15 protein-coding genes are annotated in these 19382 nt (G+C 38.0%); 5 read left to right on the top strand and 10 right to left on the bottom strand.

What is annotated here, in order from left to right:
• Positions 1-71: 71 nt before the first annotated feature.
• The 4 genes from ctlX to trkA all read right to left on the bottom strand — a co-directional run bounded on the left by ctlX (position 72) and on the right by trkA (position 4992).
• Positions 72-1010 (bottom strand): citrulline utilization hydrolase CtlX, encoded by a 939-nt coding sequence (gene ctlX, locus JM84_RS05890; RefSeq protein WP_013749971.1) that lies wholly within the window; start codon positions 1008-1010, stop codon positions 72-74.
• Positions 1011-1167: 157 nt separating this feature from the next.
• The gene (locus JM84_RS05885; RefSeq protein WP_013749972.1) at positions 1168-2142 is read right to left on the bottom strand and encodes a YpdA family putative bacillithiol disulfide reductase; all 975 of its coding nucleotides are present in this window, start codon (positions 2140-2142) and stop codon (positions 1168-1170) included.
• Complete coding sequence (locus tag JM84_RS05880; protein ID WP_013749973.1) at positions 2142-3638, bottom strand: TrkH family potassium uptake protein; 1497 nt, start codon at positions 3636-3638, stop codon at positions 2142-2144. Before JM84_RS05880 ends, JM84_RS05885 begins: the two co-directional genes overlap by 1 nt.
• Positions 3639-3642: 4 nt before the next feature.
• Positions 3643-4992 (bottom strand): Trk system potassium transporter TrkA, encoded by a 1350-nt coding sequence (gene trkA, locus JM84_RS05875; RefSeq protein ID WP_108878082.1) that lies wholly within the window; start codon positions 4990-4992, stop codon positions 3643-3645.
• A 249-nt stretch (positions 4993-5241) separates the two neighbouring features.
• Between trkA and ubiE the strand changes: the two genes are divergently transcribed.
• Positions 5242-5970 carry a bifunctional demethylmenaquinone methyltransferase/2-methoxy-6-polyprenyl-1,4-benzoquinol methylase UbiE gene (ubiE, locus tag JM84_RS05870; protein ID WP_144783225.1) on the top strand — a complete coding sequence of 243 codons (729 nt, stop codon included), beginning with the start codon at positions 5242-5244 and terminating at the stop codon, positions 5968-5970.
• Between the two features lie 4 nt (positions 5971-5974).
• On the top strand, positions 5975-6679 hold the full coding sequence (locus JM84_RS05865) for a porin family protein (protein WP_013749976.1): 705 nt from the start codon (positions 5975-5977) through the stop codon (positions 6677-6679).
• A gap of 3 nt (positions 6680-6682) precedes the next feature.
• Here JM84_RS05865 and JM84_RS05860 read toward each other — a convergent pair whose 3' ends face one another.
• A complete protein-coding gene (locus JM84_RS05860) occupies positions 6683-7423 on the bottom strand; it encodes a TrmH family RNA methyltransferase (protein WP_144783223.1) in 741 nt (246 codons plus the stop codon).
• Between the two features lie 37 nt (positions 7424-7460).
• Here JM84_RS05860 and JM84_RS05855 point away from each other — a divergent pair, with 37 nt between their 5' ends.
• From JM84_RS05855 to accD, 3 genes are all read left to right on the top strand, one after another.
• Complete coding sequence (locus tag JM84_RS05855) at positions 7461-10031, top strand: BamA/TamA family outer membrane protein (RefSeq protein WP_144783221.1); 2571 nt, start codon at positions 7461-7463, stop codon at positions 10029-10031.
• A 178-nt stretch (positions 10032-10209) separates the two neighbouring features.
• Complete coding sequence (gene fbaA / locus JM84_RS05850; protein WP_144783219.1) at positions 10210-11277, top strand: class II fructose-bisphosphate aldolase; 1068 nt, start codon at positions 10210-10212, stop codon at positions 11275-11277.
• A 207-nt stretch (positions 11278-11484) separates the two neighbouring features.
• Positions 11485-12342 carry an acetyl-CoA carboxylase, carboxyltransferase subunit beta gene (gene accD, locus JM84_RS05845; protein ID WP_144783217.1) on the top strand — a complete coding sequence of 286 codons (858 nt, stop codon included), beginning with the start codon at positions 11485-11487 and terminating at the stop codon, positions 12340-12342.
• A gap of 66 nt (positions 12343-12408) precedes the next feature.
• Here accD and JM84_RS05840 read toward each other — a convergent pair whose 3' ends face one another.
• From JM84_RS05840 to aceB, 5 genes are all read right to left on the bottom strand, one after another.
• Positions 12409-13386: a polyprenyl synthetase family protein gene (locus JM84_RS05840; protein ID WP_013749982.1), complete on the bottom strand. Its 978-nt coding sequence runs from the start codon at positions 13384-13386 to the stop codon at positions 12409-12411.
• A 33-nt stretch (positions 13387-13419) separates the two neighbouring features.
• On the bottom strand, positions 13420-14460 hold the full coding sequence (rlmN, locus tag JM84_RS05835) for a 23S rRNA (adenine(2503)-C(2))-methyltransferase RlmN (protein WP_013749983.1): 1041 nt from the start codon (positions 14458-14460) through the stop codon (positions 13420-13422).
• A gap of 168 nt (positions 14461-14628) precedes the next feature.
• Positions 14629-15792 carry a pyridoxal-phosphate-dependent aminotransferase family protein gene (locus tag JM84_RS05830; protein WP_013749984.1) on the bottom strand — a complete coding sequence of 388 codons (1164 nt, stop codon included), beginning with the start codon at positions 15790-15792 and terminating at the stop codon, positions 14629-14631.
• A gap of 262 nt (positions 15793-16054) precedes the next feature.
• Positions 16055-17665 (bottom strand): isocitrate lyase, encoded by a 1611-nt coding sequence (locus JM84_RS05825; protein ID WP_013749985.1) that lies wholly within the window; start codon positions 17663-17665, stop codon positions 16055-16057.
• A 93-nt stretch (positions 17666-17758) separates the two neighbouring features.
• Positions 17759-19354, bottom strand: coding sequence for a malate synthase A (gene aceB / locus JM84_RS05820; RefSeq protein ID WP_013749986.1), 1596 nt, complete (start codon positions 19352-19354; stop codon positions 17759-17761).
• Positions 19355-19382 lie beyond the last annotated feature (28 nt).

The following is a 19382-nucleotide window of genomic DNA, read 5'->3' as shown; positions in this document are numbered from 1 at the left end:
TTCATTCATTAAAAAACGTAAATCTTAGATTTTACAACTAGCCATCCTCATAAGGGAGCTAGGAGATATACCTATTTTTTAGGTAGAAAAACTTCTGCCATCATGCAACGAGCACTACCACCTCCACAAGTCTCAATAGTACCTAAGTCACTACTTAAAATCTTACTGTGTCTTTCTATTTTCTTTACTTGATCTGAAGTAAGGCTTTGATGCGCATCTGCACTCATCACAAGATACTTCTTATTATCTGCCCCTAATACTTGAAGCATATTTCCTGCAAAGTGATGCATTTGATCTTCTGTGATTGCTATAATTTCCTTGTTAGTCGCCTTTAAATGCTTCAACACATTTTTACGTTCCTTCTTATCGTCAATAGTATCAAGACAGATTACACAAAATTCTTCTGCAAGACACATCATCACATTAGTATGATAGATAGGAAGACGCTCTCCATTTACAGTTTGATTTGCCGTAAATACAATAGGCGTATATTCAAAATCCTCACAGAATTCTATAAAAAGCTGCTCATCTGCTCTTGCAGATAGTGCACAATATGCACGCTCGTTCTGACGATCCATTAAGATACTTCCTGTTCCTTCTAAGAAAAAATCTTCCTCTTCTGCCTCAGAATAATCAAATACATTCTTAATCTCAAAACCTTCTTTCTCGAGTCTAATAAGCACTTCTTCTCTGCGCTCTCTTCTTCTGTTTTCGGCAAACATTGGGTACAATGCAACATCACCATTTTCATGAAAAGAAACCCAGTTGTTAGGGAATACAGAATCTGGAGTATTACCCTCCTTATCATCATTTTCCACAATAACATTTACTCCTACAAATCTCAGTTTCGCTACAAAATCATCAAACTCCTGTTGCGCTTTTTTATTAATCTCTTCATTTTTAAGATTGAGCTCTTCCTGAAAATAATTATTTACTGCCGTTTCCTCGTTCATTCTAAACTGGATAGGGCGTATCATCAAGATCGTATTGGTAATTTGTCGTAATGCCATGAGTGTATATTCTTTAAATTATAGCTAGCGCATGAGTCGCTTATAAATAGGAAATTCTATATCGATTGCGAAGTTAATTTGAAACTTGATCAAGTAGCGTGATTTGGCTTACTTTTTTTTCGAAAAGCTTAAGAAAGAAATAACAGTAAAAGCAGTTCTAAAGCTCAGTCACTAAATGATCCATAATCATCTCTGCGTGTACTCGGGTATTTTCAATAAAAAATCTACTAGTCTTGAGGCCTCCCGCAGCTACACCGGCAACAAAGACGTTTTTAAGAGGGGTCTCTAAGGTTTCTTCGTTATAAATAGGAGTCTTAAAATCATCACTCCCTATAGGTAAATTTAAATTTTCAAAAAGCTTGTAGTTAGGCTTATAACCTATCATTGCAAGCACAAAATCATTCTCTATAGTTACTAAGCCTTCTGGAGTCTTAATCGTTACTTCTCTCTCAGTGATATCAACGACCTCTGAGTTAAAGTGTGCGTTTATGGAACCTTCCTTAATTCGGTTCTCTATATTAGGTTTGATCCAATATTTTGTTCGGTTATTTATTTCTGATCCACGTACTACCATAGTCACCTTGGCTCCTTTATAATAGGTTTCTAGTGCTACGTCGCAAGCGGAGTTTGCTGCACCTATTACAACCACATGCTGATCTACATATGGGTGCGGACTATCATAAAAATATTTAACTTTTGGTAAGTCTGCACCTGGCACATTGAGCTCCCTAGGCATGTCATAAAAACCAGTTGAAACAACGACTGCCTTGGTAAAAACATCACCCTTGCCCGTTACGATTTCATAACCACCGTCTCTTGGAGTCATTTTTTCTACAGCTGTATATAAGCTCACATTAAGCTTATACGTTTCCAAGACTCTACGGTAATACTCTAGAGACTCTTTCCTGGTCGGCTTATCACGATCTGATACAAAAGGTACCTCTCCTATTTCCAGAAGCTCTGAGGTGCTAAAAAAAGTCATGTTTTCAGGAAAATTATACAAAGAATTTACCAGCACTCCTTTTTCAACTATGATATAATTAAGTCCTTTTTTTTGTGCCGCGATTCCACAGGCAAGACCTATAGGACCAGCTCCTATGATGACGAGATCGTATATTGATTTATCTAACATTATCTATTTCTCCAGAAAAATGGGGTTAATAAAATAAGTACTGTAAATAACTCTAAACGCCCTATAAGCATTAAAAATGCCATCCACCACTTTCCTGCAAGCGGTAGCCATCCATAATTATCTACTGGACCTAGACCTCCAAAGGCAGGACCTACGTTTCCTAGCGCAGAGGCTGCGCCTCCAAGTGCTGTTCTAAAATCGAGCCCCATTGAAGCTAGCACACTAGCTCCTATAATCCACGATAGCATATAGAGTATAAAGAACGCGAGTATATTAAAGATAATAGATCTATCTACAGATTTTGTATTATAACGTACAGGTAGTATTGCGTTAGGGTGCAATGTTCTTTTAAACTCTACAAGTGCATTACGTATGGTAAGTAAATGTCTCACCACTTTAATACCTCCAGAAGTAGATCCCGCAGAACCCCCTAAAAACATTAACCCGAAAAAGATAACAGTAAGAAATGGCGTCCACATCGTATAATCTGCGGTAATAAAACCAGTAGTGGTAATTACTGCCAGCACTTGAAATAAAGCGTGACGTACAGATGCCTCTGCTTTACCCCATACCATAGGATGATCAATACTTGATATTCCTAAATCTACATTGAAGTAAATCACAAGGGAAGCAATAATCCCAAATCCAAATACAAAAGCCATGTACAGACGAAACTCTTCATCTCTCAATATCTTCTGAATCTTACCTTTAAAAGCAAAGTAACTGAGTACAAAGTTTGTACCTGCAAGAAGCATAAAAAAGATAATTATATACTGGATAAGCGGCTTGTCATTCCAGTATGCAACACTTGCATTTTTGGTTGAAAATCCACCTGTAGACAGCGTACTTAACGCATGATTAATTGCGTCAAAAAATGACATACCTGCTAGCTTAAGCAAGATGGTTTCTATTACTGTAAAACTCACATAAATTAACCAAAGACGCTTTGCAGTGTCTGTAATTCTTGGGTGCAACTTATCTGCACTAGGACCAGGAGCTTCGGCTGCAAAGAGCTGCATACCACCTATTCCCAGCAACGGTAGTATTGCTATCGCAAGTACTATAATACCCATTCCTCCTATCCAGTGCGTCATAGAACGCCAGAACAAAATACTCTTAGGTAATGTCTCTATCTCACTTAAAATTGTAGCTCCGGTAGTGGTATAACCGCTTATCGTTTCAAAAAAAGCATTTGCAACTCCTGGTATAGTGCCAGAAAACAAATAAGGTAGCATACCGCTGAGTGACATAAAAAGCCAACCAAAAGTTACAATGATATATCCTTCACGTTTCTTGAGTTCTTTTTCGTGACCTCTAGTGATAAACATGAGCAAAGTACCCACAAGTGCCGTAATTAACGCCGCTGCAGATACTTCTAGCATCACACCATCCTTCGTTATAAAACTTACGAGCGCTGATATAAGCATAAAGCCACCGTTAATTAACAGCAGCACACCCATTAAATGAAATATAATCTTGTAATTAAGTTTAGGCATGGGGCTAGATAAACATTTCTTCTACTTTCTTAATCGATCGTGGTAAACAGCACACCACTACACGATCTCCTACTTCTATTCTAAAATCTCCTAGAGCAATAAGACCTTGGTCATTACGCACGACTCCCGCTATGGTAGCAGATCGAGGAAAATCAATATCCTTTATACGCTTCCCTTGCACCTCTGAAGAATTTTTTACAATAAACTCAAGTAGCTCAGCATTCATATTGTTGAGCTTAGTCATTGCTACTACTTCCCCTTTACGGATATATCTAAAAATGTTATTTGCCGCAAGTAATTTTTTATTAATCAAGGTATCAATCCCGATACTCTGTGAGAGCTGGAAGTAATCCATGTTTTCTACCAGTGCAATTGTTTTTTGCACCCCTTTAGACTTAGCAACTAGACACGACATAATATTAGTTTCACTATCCCCTGTTACAGAGATAAATGCATCCATATCATGTATATTTTCTTCATCTAGCAACTCTACATTACGTCCATCACCATTTATAATTAATGCTTTGGGAAGTAAATCTGCAAGATCTATTGCCTTATCGCGATTTTTCTCAACGAGTTTGACATTAAATCTGTTACTACAGAGATCTTTGGCAGTTTTTGACCCGATGTTACTACCACCTAAGATCATGACATTCTTTATATGCTGTCTTACTTTACCTGTAAGTTTATATATCTCTTCTACTCCACCCTTTACTGTTACAAAGTAAATATGATCTCCTTCCTTAAAGATGGTATCTCCACGAGGAATGAGTGTATATTGCGTACCTTCTCGCTGTATTGCGATAGGCATAAAATGTAATTTTGGAAAAATCTTAGCTGCTTCCTTAACGCTTTTACCTACAAAAGAGGCTGTGCGTGATAACGTAGTTCCTACCATAGTAAGTGCGCCGTTATCAAATTCAAAACTATCAGAAAAACCACTTTGATTGAGCAGTAACTCAATTTCACTAGCTGCAAGACTTTCTGGTGATATCAACTCATCGATACCAAACTTTTGAAAACCGGCTAATTCTTTATTATCTATAAACTCCGTGTTAGAAATACGCGCTATAGTACGCTTTGCACCTAGCTGTTTAGCTAGTACACATACTGTAATATTAGTCGTTTCACTCGCAGTTACCGCAATAAGAAGATCTACACCATCTACGCGCGAATCTTGCAATATAGATATGGAAGTCGCATCACCCTTTATCGTTCTAATATCCAGATGGGTATCTGCATAAGATAGACTTTCTTTATCGGTATCAATTAACGTAATATCTTGAGATTCGTAAGAGAGTAATTTAGCTAAGTGAAAGCCTACTTCTCCTGCTCCTGCAATGATTATTTTCATAAATGGGTGTGCTCAAAAATGCCTACAAAGATAATACTTTGATAGCCGATTAAAAAAATGCAGCCGTTAATCTCTTGATGGACTTTTATTTATTGGTTCGCTTTCGCGAAAATTTGAATGCATTACATAAAAAGCACACCATTACCCCTTTAAAAGGTCATAATTATAGCTCAATATGCACAATCAAAATGACCTTAGGCGAGGTTAATCACATTTTGGCGAAAGCCTTATCTTTGTAAAAAAAAGGCAATGTCTAAGAAAGTAACACCCTATAAGTCTTCTGAGCAATCAAAAAAAGATCAGGTCGAGCAGATGTTTGATAATATCTCTGGAGAATATGATGGACTTAATCGTGTAATCTCTTTTGGTATCGATGTAAAATGGCGTAAAAAAGTGGTGCAACTAGTTGCAGATACTAATCCAGCCTCTATTCTTGATATTGCGACAGGTACTGGAGACCTCATCATTAATATGGCTAGTACAAATGCTAGCAGACTAGTGGGACTTGATATTTCTGAAGGGATGCTCTCTGTAGGTAGAAAAAAAATAGCGGCAAAAAAACTAGATAGCCGCATCGAGATGATGCAGGCAGACAGTGAGAACATGCCTTTTGAAGATAGTACCTTTGACGCGATCACAGTCGCTTTTGGAGTGCGCAACTTTGAAACGCTAGAAAAAGGCCTTGCCGAAATTTTACGCGTACTTAAACCAGATGGCATCTTTGTTATCTTAGAAACATCTGTACCTACAAAAACACCATTTAAACAAGGATATAATTTTCACTCTAAAGTGATTTTACCTACCGTAGGTAAACTCTTTTCTAAAGATAAAAATGCTTATGGCTACCTAAGTGAAAGTGCAAATGCATTCCCTTTTGGAGAGAAGCTAAACAATATTTTACGCAAAACTGGGTTTAAAGACGTGCAACACAAACCCCAAACCTTTGGAGTTGCAACAATTTATACTGCTACAAAATAATTTTATGCGTACATACATTGCTATAATAGCACTTGTTTTAAGCTTCTCAACGGTTCATGGTCAATGGCTCTCTAGAGCTCGAGTACAAAATGATCAAAATTTTGACAAAAAGCCAATCTCTTGGGGTTACTACTTTGGTGTCAACTCCATGGATTATAATTTTGACTACCAGACAGACCAAGAAGATATTCAAGTAGAGCGTTCTTTAGGCTTCAATGTAGGTATTGTAGGAGACCTAAGACTTTCTGAGTTTATAAGCATACGTACAGAGCCTGGACTCGTCTATACACAACGTAATTTAATGTACGCTCCAGATGCTCGTTTTGATAGTGAAAATGATCTTCTAAGAGAAGTGCCGTCTACCTATATATATTTACCACTTGCATTAAAATTTAATACTAGAAGACTTAATAATGTGCGTCCTTATGTTCAAGTAGGGGTAGCTGCGGTAACAAACCTTTCTAGTAACGAGAAAAACCCAGATGACAACTTTGCTGGCCAGTTCCGTACAACTTCAAATCCCTTGTTTTATGAGATGGCTATAGGTGTAGAGCTCTACCTCTACTACTTTAAGTTTATCCCTAGCTTAAAAGGAGTATTTGCAATGTCTGATGAGCTCGTGAGAGATAACAGCCCAAACAGCCCTTGGACCGGTAACATCAATAAAATGCAAACAAGAGGAATATTTTTAAACTTTACCTTCCAGTAGCAATCACCCTCTTTTAAATTCGCTTAAGCAGATTGCAGTTGCTGTCGCGACATTAAGACTTTCTGTTTCTTGTAGATCTCCAAACCTCGGTATTGCAATACGATTAGACACTACAGCCTCTGTTTCTCGAGATATGCCGTTTGCTTCATTCCCCATGATAATAACACCTTCTGCTGGCAAACTTATATTGTAAATGTTTGTACCATCCATAAAGGTCCCAAAGACTTCACGACTATCATTTTCAAGATATTCCTCTAGGTTGGTATAGATAACATCTACTCTCGTCAGAGACCCCATAGTGGCTTGAACCACCTTAGGATTGTAACAATCTACGGTTCCTATAGAACACACGAGTTGTTTAATCCCAAACCAATCGCACAAACGTATAATTGTACCTAGATTCCCAGGATCACGCACATCATCTAGCAATAATGTAAGCCCAGATCTATCTAGCTGTGCAGCTTCTGGCATTCTAAATGTTGCCACTGCTTTTTGTGTAGTTTTTAAGAACGTGATTTTCTTCAAGTCTGCAGTGCTTACTTCTTCTACTATCGCTTGATTTTTGTTTTGTAACGCTTTCGCGAAAGAGGAAACGTCTTCTGCATACAATTCCACAAGTTCTAAGTCCGAATTGAGCAGCTCATGTACCACCTTAATTCCCTCAGCCACAAAAACGCGTTCACGCTGTCTGTACTTTTTTTGACCTAAACTCGTTATTCGTTTGATTGTATTTTTGCTTACCACGATTAAGATGTACTTTTGAAATAATGAAAACGCCCTTTTGAAAACGACTTTTACAAAAATATCACTAATTCTGCTAGTGGCGGTGTTTCTATTAAGTTGTGATGCAACAAAGCGTGTACCAGATGATGGGCATTTGCTTACCGAAAACACCATTTATGATGGCGAAGAGAAAGTAAATGAGAGCCGACTTTATAATTTTCTTTATCAAAAACCCAACACTACACTACCTGGGTTAGGAATTCCGCTGCGACTTTATATTTATAATCTTGCGAGACCTAACATAGATTCTATACTCGATGCACAAAGAGCGGCGAGCGAAAATAAATTCACCTTCTGGGAACGCGTACTTTCTCGCAAGCAAGTAGAAGCTGCCCGTAACTTCAAAAAGAGCATCAACACAGGGATTAAAAAAACCGGTGAAGCTCCTGCTATTGTCACAGATGCAATTACTCAAAAATCTGCGCAACGTCTTAATTCTTATTATGTAAACAATGGCTACTTTAATGCTACTGTAGATTATGAAATTAAAAAGGACAGCAACCAGCGCGCCAGCGTAGACTATAAGGTCAATAAACGTAAAGCCTATTTTTTAGATAGTATCAAGCCTATGATAGCTTCACCAGTTGCAGATTCTATCTATAATGTTCACAAAAGTGCTTCCTTACTTAAGGCTGGAGATCGCTATGCTACTGGAAATATTAATGCCGAAACACAGCGTCTTACAGAACTCTTTAGAAACAATGGCTTATATCATTTTGAGTCAGAATACATACGCCTCGTAGGGGATACCGTAAACACAAATCATAAAGCCAACTTAGAGTACATTATAGACAACCCTACGGAAAACATAAACGATTCTATTTTTGAAGTACCGTTTAAAGTTCACAATGTTTCTGAAGTAAATATTATTACAGATTACAGTTATGCTAATCGAGATAAGCCTTTTAATGACTCCTTAGTAAAGGACGGATTTAAGATCTATGCTTATGATAAAATCAATTACAGACCTAAGGCCCTCACAGATATTATCCCTCTTAAACCAGGTGATATTTATAAAGATAGAGATCGTATCCAAAGTTTAAGCAGACTAAGTAGACTTGGCACTTTTAAATACCCAAGTATTCAATACATGGAAGACCCTGCAGATAGCACAAGGTCTGATCTTATTGCAAGCATAAGACTCTCCCCTCTTGAGAAATATAAATTAAGAGCAGACTTTGACGTGTCTACCTCAAACATTCAAGATTTTGGGATCGCTGGATTTGGATCTCTATTAATTCGTAATATTTTTCGAGGTGCCGAAACCTTAGAAATATCTGCTCGTGGTAGTATAGGAGCGTCAGACGATGCTGCAAATCCTGATGATAGCTTCTTTAATATTTCAGAAATAGGTGCAGATGTAAGACTTACGTTCCCTCGTATATTTTTTCCGGTAAGTACAAGCGCTCTCATTCCAGCCGAATGGCAGCCTAATACTCGCTTTAATCTTGGTATAGGAGTACAACAAAATATAGGTCTTGATAAGCAAACGGTAACCGCGGGACTTACATATAATTGGAGCCCATCATGGAAACGCAGCTTTAGTGTAGACCTCATCAATGCTCAATATGTGCGTAATCTTAACCCAGACAACTATTTTAATATTTATAGAAATAGTTATGAAGACCTCAATACCATCGCACGCAACAATGAAGCAAATATCAACCCTGGATATTTTATAACCGATGAAAATGGCGATAGAAATCTTTCTATACCCACAGGAGCAGAGCAGTTTATAAATGACGTAAACCGCAGCCAAGTAGACAATCTAGTTCAAGACGATATAGATGATATACGAGCGATAGGAGAACGCCAAGAGCGACTTACAGAAGACAACCTTATTGTATCCTTAAATATATCACACACTTATGACAATAGGGAAAATCTGTTTGATGAAACCTTTAGCCGACTTAGAACTCGTGTGGAACTTGCTGGTAATGCGCTAGCACTTGCCGGAGGAATTGCAAACACAGAGAAAAACGAAGATGGAAACAAAAGCCTTTTTGGTGTTGTGTATTCTCAGTACGTAAAAACAGAAATAGAATACTCACGTCACTGGGATCTTGGAGGTAATAACATCATTGCAGCAAGAGCCTTTGGCGGCATTGCAATTCCTTACGGCAACTCTACGAGCATCCCTTTCATACGTAGTTTTTTTGGTGGAGGTTCTAACGACAACAGAGCATGGAGAGCTTATGATCTAGGCCCAGGAAGTAGCGGTAGTCCAAATGAATTTAATGAAGCAAACATGAAACTTGCCTTCAACCTTGAGTACCGTTTTGATTTAATAGGTCCTATAGAAGGAGCGCTATTTACAGACGCCGGAAATATCTGGAATGTGTTTGATAATGTAGAAGACCCTAGATCACGCTTTAATAATATCGCTAGTTTGAAAGATCTTGCGGTAGGCTCTGGTTTTGGATTAAGGTGGGATTTTGACTTTTTTGCCCTTCGCTTTGACGTAGGTTTTAAATCTTACAACCCAGCACTCCCAGAAGGTGATCGCTGGTTTAAGGAATACAACTTCTCAAATGCAGTTTATAACGTGGGGATAAATTATCCTTTCTAGTAGTCCCTCCATCTTCCTATTCTTTACTCTAGAATTTTATTGAGAGTTTCTATTGTTTATTTTTTTCGCTTTCGCGAAAGCGTAACCTAGCTAAAACGTTGTCGTAGTAACCTTTATATCCGGGCTACTTTCCGAGTAATATTTGTTATTTTTACTTCACTAATTTTAAACAACAACAATGTCGCATTCTATAAAACCAGGTGTAGCCACGGGCCACGAAGTACAAGCAATTTTTAACTATGCAAAAGAGAAAGGCTTTGCCCTTCCTGCGGTTAATGTAATTGGGTCTAACAGTATCAACACGGTTCTAGAGACAGCAGCAGCGCTTAATGCTCCTGTAATTATCCAGTTTTCAAATGGTGGAGCACAGTTTAATGCTGGAAAAGGATTAAACAATGACAACCAAAAAGCAGCCGTACTAGGTGCTGTAGCTGGAGCAAAGCACGTACACGAACTTGCAAAAGCATACGGAGCAACCGTAATTTTACACACAGATCACTGTGCAAAAAAATTACTTCCTTGGATGGACGGGATGCTTGATGCAAATGAGGCTTACTATAAAGAACACGGTCATTCACTCTTTAGCTCTCACATGATTGATTTAAGTGAAGAACCACTTGAAGAGAATATCGAGATTTGCAAAGGATATCTTGAGCGCATGGCTAAGATGGAAATGACACTTGAGATAGAATTAGGTATCACTGGTGGTGAAGAAGATGGTGTAGATAACAGTGATGTAGATGATTCAAAATTATACACACAACCAGAAGAAGTTGCTTATGCCTATGAGGAACTAAGTAAAGTAAGTGATCAATTTACGATTGCTGCAGCTTTTGGAAATGTACACGGAGTTTATAAGCCAGGAAACGTAAAGCTTACTCCGAAGATTCTTAAAAATTCTCAAGAGCATATCTCTGAGAAGTATGGTAAGGAGCACAACCACATTGATTTTGTTTTTCACGGAGGAAGTGGATCTACAGTAGAGGAAATACGTGAAGGAATCTCTTACGGAGTTATCAAAATGAACATTGACACAGATTTACAGTGGTCTACTGCAGAAGGTATCCGTGATTATTTTGGAGAAAATGCTGAGTATCTTAAAACACAGATAGGTAATCCTACTGGTGACGATTCTCCAAACAAGAAGTTTTATGATCCTCGCGTATGGTTACGTAAGGCAGAGCAAACTATGGGAGCTCGTCTTAAAAAGGCTTTTGAAGATTTAAATAATATCGATACACTATAGTATCAACACATTATAAAAATTGTAAAAACGGATTGCATCAAAATTGATTTGATGTAATCCGTTTTCCGTATTTTTACGGCTTGCATTAGTAATTAATGAGTCCTAACGATGCTAGGATTTACTTTCTAATAGTAGAAAGGAATTATTTATAGTTATAACATTTTCGCGAAAGCGGAATAAATACCATTAACCAAATTCAAACACAATATGGCTTGGTTCAAACGTAAAGAAAAAGGAATACACACTGCAACAGAGGACAAAAAAGATACTCCTAAGGGGCTGTGGTACAAATCACCTACTGGAAAAATAGTAGATACAGAAGAGCTAGAAAAGAACTTCTACATCTCACCAGAGGATGGATACCATGTACGCATAGGTAGTAATGAATATTTTGAAATCCTCTTTGATGATAATAAATTTAAAGAGCTAGACCCAAAACTTACTTCTAAGGATCCTCTTAAGTTTGAGGATAAAAAGAAGTATGTAGACCGTCTCGCTGCTGCTCAAGAAAAAACAGGACTTAAAGATGCCATTAGAACTGCCGTAGGTAAGTCTAAGGGTGCAGATATTGTAATAGCTTGTATGGACTTCAGCTTTATAGGTGGATCTATGGGAAGTGTAGTAGGTGAAAAAATCGCACGTGCTGCAGATTACTCTCTTAAAAACAATATTCCTTTTATGATTATCTCTAAATCTGGAGGTGCTCGTATGATGGAAGCGGCTTTATCACTTATGCAACTTGCAAAAACAAGTGCTAAGCTTGCTCAACTTGCAGACGCAGGGATACCTTATGTATCGCTTTGTACAGACCCTACTACAGGAGGTACAACAGCATCATTTGCAATGCTAGGGGACATTAACATCTCTGAGCCTGGAGCACTTATAGGTTTTGCAGGACCACGTATTGTACGTGATACTACTGGAAAGGAATTACCAGATGGTTTCCAAACTGCAGAATTCTTACAAGAACACGGTTTCTTAGACTTTATCACTCCGCGTCAAGAATTAAAAAACAAAGTAAATCTCTACTTAGATTTAGTTATGAATCGAGCAGTAAGAGCTTAATTCTTATATCATATCAAAAAAAGCTAAACGTAATGTTTAGCCTTTTTTTTGTGTACTATTTTTAAATTACTTCTTCCTATCTATCACATAGTTGACCATTAACTCAAGAGAGTCGCGGTACACCGACTTAGGATATGTCATTAGGATTTCTAACGCTTCTTGCTGTAATGCCTTCATCTTTGTAACTGCATACTCTAGGCCGCCGTTATCTCTTACAAAAGCAATTACTTCATTTACACGCTTCTTGTCTGTATTCTTATTCTTGATGCTATTAATGAGCCAATTTTTATCTTTTTTAGAAACCGTATTCAGCACATATATAAGCGGCAAGGTCATCTTTTGCTCTTTGATATCAATACCTGTAGGTTTCCCTATTTTGGCAGTACCATAATCGAACAAGTCATCTTTAATTTGAAAAGCCATCCCTATAAGCTCTCCAAACTTATGCATACGCTTTACTTCTTTATCCTTAGCATGGACTGCACAAGCTCCCATAGCACAACATGCAGCAATTAATGTTGCTGTTTTCTGACGGATAATCTCGTAGTATAAATCTTCTGTAATATCGAGCTTGCGGGCTTTCTCAATTTGGAGTAATTCGCCTTCTGAGATTTCTCTTACTGCTACAGATATAATTTGCAATAAATCTGTATCGCCATTATCTATAGAAAGCAACAGTCCCTTTGAGAATAAAAAATCTCCAACAAGTACTGCAATCTTATTTTTCCATAATGCATTAAGCGAGAAGAAACCTCTACGAATGTTACTATCATCTACTACATCATCATGTACGAGACTAGCAGTATGAATCAACTCTATAACCGATGCTCCACGATAGGTACGATCATTCACCTCACCATTGTTCATCATTTTTGCGGTAAGAAAGACAAACATAGGGCGCATTTGCTTCCCTTTGCGGTTTACAATATAATGTGTGATACGATTGAGAAGTGCCACCTTAGAGCGCATAGAAAGTGAAAACTTTTCTTCAAAAAGCTCCATTTCATAAGCGATGGGTTCTTTAATCTGTGCTACTATTTTCATTATAGTAAAGATAAGTAACGACTACTTTGCATCCTATTGCTTATTAGCTAGTTGTCCGCAGGCTGCATCGATGTCTTTACCTCTTGATCTACGCACGGTTACTGTCACACCATTTGCCTCAAGAACTGACACATAACGGTCTATTGCTTCAGGATTTGCTTGCTGGAACTGACCATCATCAATAGGGTTATACTCAATGATATTTACTTTGCTAGGTACAGCTTTACAGAAGTCTAATAGTGCCATAATATCAATGTGGCGATCATTTATACCATCCCACACTACGTATTCGTATGTAATACGTTTTCCTGTTTTTTCATACCAATAAATAAGCGCCTCTTTAAGATCTGCAAGTGGCATTTGCTCATTAAAAGGCATAATCTCTGTACGCACATTATCAAGTGCAGAGTGTAATGAAACGGCAAGATTAAACTTTACGTCATCATCTGCCATTTTCTTAATAATCTTAGGCACTCCAGAGGTAGATACGGTAATACGCTTAGGAGACATCCCTAATCCTTCTGGATCTGTGATTTTGTCTATTGCTTTAATGACATTATTATAGTTCATTAAAGGCTCTCCCATTCCCATAAAGACAATGTTAGACAACGGCTTATCGTGATATAGCCTACTTTGTCTATCTATCACAACAACTTGATCTACAATCTCATCTGGATTGAGATTACGCATACGCTTTAAACGTGCGGTAGCACAAAACTTACAGTTAAGACTGCAGCCTACTTGTGATGAAACACAAGCGGTCGTTCTATTTTTTGTTGGAATCAATACAGACTCGACCATAAGACCGTCATGTAGCTCAACACCATTTTTTATAGTACCATCACTACTCCGCTGCATTTGATCTACGCGTATGTGATTAATCACGAAGTTCTCATCTAGAAGTATACGAGTATCCTTAGACAAGTTTGTCATATCTATAAAGTCGTGTGCGCCCTTTTGCCACAGCCATTCATATACCTGATTTCCGCGGAAGGGTTTATCTCCTTGAGATACAAAAAAATCTCTGAGTTCTTCCTTACTTAATTTACGTATGTCTCTCTTATCTGTTTTCACAATGCAAAGGTACGTAGTTGTTTGTTGGTTTTCACATTGAATACAAGCTTGCTATTAAAAGCTTTTCAATACTATCAAAACAATTATTTATACGTATTCCATAAAAATAAAAACGCCAGACTTCTTAGGGAGAAACTAGCGCTATAAACTCATAAAATAATTACACTTTTAATCCAAGCGATCTTGGAAAACTTTTAAGCTCACCCCAGATTCAAAAGAATAATTTAAGGCAGATAGCGAGCGCTCTAATGCACCTAGAACACAAAGCAAATCATTTGCCGACACAGATCCCATGTGCCCAACCCTAAAGTAATTGGCTTTGATTTCTGAAAGCAAGCCTCCAGCCACAATCACATCATCTTGCGTCATGTTTGCCCTTAAAACAGCTCCGTCTATACCTTTTGGATAGTACACTGCAGTAAGCGTACTCGCAGCAATCTCCTCTGTTTTTGGTAATATATCTAAATTCAAAGAGCGGATTGCAGCCCTAAAAGCACTAGCAAGGCGTTCATGCCTATGTACTCTTGCGACTATTCCTTCACTACAAATTAGTTGCAGACTTTTTTCAAGTGCTAGAATTAAGTTAACAGGTGGGGTGCCAAAATAAGATGGACGTCTTTCCTCATATGCTGTCATGATGGGCAACCAGTTATTCCATGATGCATAATAATTTTGAACAGGTGTTTTTCGGTTTTTCCACACTTCTATTGCTTTTTGCGATGCTACTAGCAATGCTAATCCTGGCGGCACACCTATTGCCTTTTGAGACCCAGTAAGAACAACATCTACACCCCAGGCATCTTGTAAAATTTCTTGACCAGCTACAGAGCACACTCCATCAAGTATGGTGAGTACATTATATTTCTTTGCAAGTTTACACAGAGGCTCTGGTTCAACCATTACACCTGTAGATGTATCTACATGCGTGAAGGTAACTACCTTATATTCTTTTGCTTTAAAAGCCGCTTCTATCTCTCTCAAAGGCACAACCTGGCCTATAGGCGCGCTTAATATAGTAGTATCTGCGCCATAAGTTTCTAGTATATCCTTAAAGCGTTCTCCAAAATAACCAGAAGAAACAACTAGCGCAGCATCTCCTTTTTCTAGTAGATTTGCGGCTGCCATATCCATCGCAAGTGTACCGCTTCCTGCCACTACAAATGGCTGTCCATTTGGAGCATTCCACACTTCACGCATCATATCTAGACTATTCCCAAAAATCTCTATAAAATTTGGTGCAACATGACTCGCAGTAGGAACTGCCATCGCTTGCAACACATCTGGCTCAAATTCTATAGGACCAGGAATCATCAGTAATTTTCTACTTTTCATATTTTTCCTAAGATTTTTAATGATATTTTTTTGCCTTCCTTTTCATATTTCCTTGTGAAATGTTTGTTTTAATAACGCTTTCGCGAAAGCGCAACTCAATAAACATCATCCACTATAAGTATATATGAGAAAAGCAATCTAGTAAAATGTAAGGATAAAAAAACCCTAACCTAGACACTATTATCACCGAAATTATTATTGCTGAACAAAAAAGGCGGCGTACAGAACACCGCCTTCTAAATAATTAACAATGAGTTTGAGGCTACGCCGTCAAAACAGGTTTATTATTTAATACCGTTTTCTTCTCTTGAAATTGATTACTAGTATTATTTGCTCCTCCAGCCTTTAGAGCTTTATCTCCCGCATAAAACGTTTTGTGATCATCTCCTAGATCAGAACCCGCCATTCTCTGGTGTTTTACACAAGATACTCCATTGCGTATCTCTTGTCTTTGCACATCTTTCACATAAGCCAGCATACCTTGCTCTCCAAAATAACCTTCTGTAAGATTATTCATATGAAGTGCAGTAGTATGATAGGTAGGCAATGTAATGAGATGGTGGAATATTCCTGCTTCAAGTGCCCCGTCTCTTTGGAATGTTTTAATTTTTTCATCTGCTCTATGAGACAATTCCGTCTGATCATAAGCTACATCCATTAAATTATTACGATCATACGCAGTCATATTTTCACCCTCCTCTACCATCTCATCATACGCTTGATTTCTAAAATTAAGTGTCCAGTTAAAAGAAGGAGAGTTATTATATACCAGCTTAGCACTTGGCTCAACCGCTCTCACTCTATTTACCATATGAGCGATTTGCTTCACATTAGGCGTAGGCGTTTCTATCCATAAAAGGTCTGCGCCGTTTTGCAAACTTGTAATACAATCAAGCACTACCCTATCTATGTTTGATCCGTTCTTAAACTTGTAAAGACCATTAGGTAATCGCACTGGGCGCACCAGTTTTCCATCTCTTTTAAGAAGTACGTCATCTTCATTTGCGCTATTAATATCTACTTCCTCTGCCTCTACAAAAGCGAGGTATTGAGAAGCGAGATCTCCAGGCTCTTGACTTACAGGCAACTTCTGAGTAAGACCTGCACCCTCAGAATCTGTTCTTGCCACAATAATTCCTTCATCTACGCCTAGCTCTAAAAAGGCATAACGTAGTGCGTTAAGTTTTGCAATAAAATCTTCATGAGGAACTGTCACCTTTCCATCCTGGTGACCGCACTGCTTTGCATCAGATACTTGATTTTCTATCTGCAGTGCGCATGCTCCAGCTTCTATCATTTTCTTTGCTAGTAAATAAGTAGCCTCTTCATTTCCAAAACCTGCGTCTATATCTGCGATAATTGGAACTATATGCGTTTCATAATTATCAATTTGATCTTGCACATCCTCACCTGCATCAAGACGACGAAACAAATCATTAAGTTCTACGGCATCTGCCTGACGTAAGAATGTATAAATTTCTTCAATTAATTTTGGCACAGCAGTCTTTTCATGCATAGATTGATCTGGCAAAGGACCTAGCTCTGAACGTAAAGCGGCAACCATCCATCCAGAAAGGTATAAGTACTTTTTATTTGTAGTACCATGATGTTTCTTTACTGCAATCATTTTTTGCTGTGCCACAAAACCGTGCCAGCAACCTAGCGACTGAGTATAACTCATAGGGTTTGCATCGTATTCTTCCATATCCTTGCGCATAATACTAGCAGTATATGTTGCAATATCAAGGCCCGTTTTAAATCTATTTTGAACAGCCATACGAGCTGTGTTTTCTGGACTTATGGCACTCCAAGAGTTTCCATGCTTTGCTTTAAGTGATCTAACAACTTCAAGAGCCGAATTGTAGTTTGACATAATACTAAGTTTTAAAGATTTATTTAATGTGTACCTGAAAAGGCGGTGATAGTTTTGTTATACTTATTTGAGAAATAGCTTATGGATATTTATCTAAAGAAATTTATAAGCTGGGGTGGTTAAAAACTCCTCAAAGTCTTCTGCTAAGACCAGTTCTTTAAAGAGGTTAAATGCATTCTCAAACTGAGTTTCTTTTATTTCATAAGAGCCCACTTCAGTAATGATTTTTTCAACTTCTTCATCAAAAAGCTCATTGAAGTATTCTTTTGTAAATGCTTTTCCATCTTCCAGCACTGCTTTGTTTTTTATCCAATGCCAGATTTGTGTTCTTGATATTTCGGCAGTAGCAGCGTCTTCCATTAAGTGATAAAGAGCTACCGCACCTTGACCACTTAACCATGCGTTGAGATAGAGTATTCCTACATTAATATTTTTACGCACTCCAGCTTCGGTAACTGTCCCCGCAGGAATTGCAACTAGATCATCTGCTGTTACCACAACATCATCTCTTGTAATGTGCTGTTGATTTGCTGTAGGCATATGTTTATCAAACTCATCCATCGCAATTTGAACAAGTGCTGGATGAGCAACCCATGTACCATCGTGTCCATTTATTACCTCGCGTTCTTTATCTTTTCTTACTTTTTCTAAAGCCGCTTGATTTGCCGAAGGATCATTTTTAATAGGCACTTGCGCTGCCATACCTCCTATTGCGAGGATCCCGCGTTTGTGACACCTTTGTATTACCAACTTAGAATATGCGTCCATAAAAGGCGCCGTCATTCCTACTTGATCCCTGTTAGGAACTAAGAAATCAGGATCATTTCTAAACTTCTTGATATACGAGAATATATAATCCCAGCGACCGCAATTAAGACCTACGATATAATCCTTTAACTCATAAATAATTTCATCCAACTGATGGCTTGCCGTTATCGTCTCAATTAGTACGGTACATTTAATAGTTCCCTCAGGAATATTTAAGTAATCTTGAGAAAATTTAAAAACCTCATACCATAGTCTCGCTTCCTTGTAATGCTCAAGTTTTGCTATGTAGAAATAGGGTGCTGTACCATTTTCTAATAACTGACGTACGTTTGTAAAGAAATACAATCCGAAATCTAACAAAGACCCAGACACTTCTACGCCGTCAACAAGAACATGTTTTTCATTAAGGTGCCACCCTCTTGGCCTTACCAGTAATGTAGCAACAGCATCATTGAGTGTATATTTTTTATCCTTAGTAGGGTGATGATATGATATCGTTTTATTTACAGCATCTCGCAAGTTAATCTGACCTTCCATCACATTTCTCCATGTAGGCGCAGTACTGTCTTCTAGGTCTGCCATAAAGGTTTTTGCACCAGAGTTAAGTGCGTTAATAACCATCTTACGATCTGTAGGTCCCGTGATTTCCACCCTTCTATCTTGCAAGTCTTGAGGAATCTCTCCCGCAGTCCACTCGCCTTCTCTTATTTCTTGTGTTTCAAAAGGAAAGACAGGCTTATGACCTTGATCAAATAGTAACTGTTGTTGCTCTCTAGCACGTAATAATTCTAAACGTTTGGCATTAAAATTTTCATGAAGTGCCTTAATGAAGTCTAATGCATCATCAGTTAGTATTTCTGAATAATAGCTATTTACTTGGTTGCTAAAGCTTAGTGCATGTTGGTTTATTTCAGGAGCCATAATTATCTTTTTAAAATTCTATGGCACA

Source organism: Dokdonia sp. Hel_I_63 (genome assembly GCF_007827285.1).
GTDB lineage: Bacteria > Bacteroidota > Bacteroidia > Flavobacteriales > Flavobacteriaceae > Dokdonia.
The sequence above is the reverse complement of the archived record's forward strand: the minus strand, read 5'-3'. Positions and strand labels throughout refer to the sequence as shown.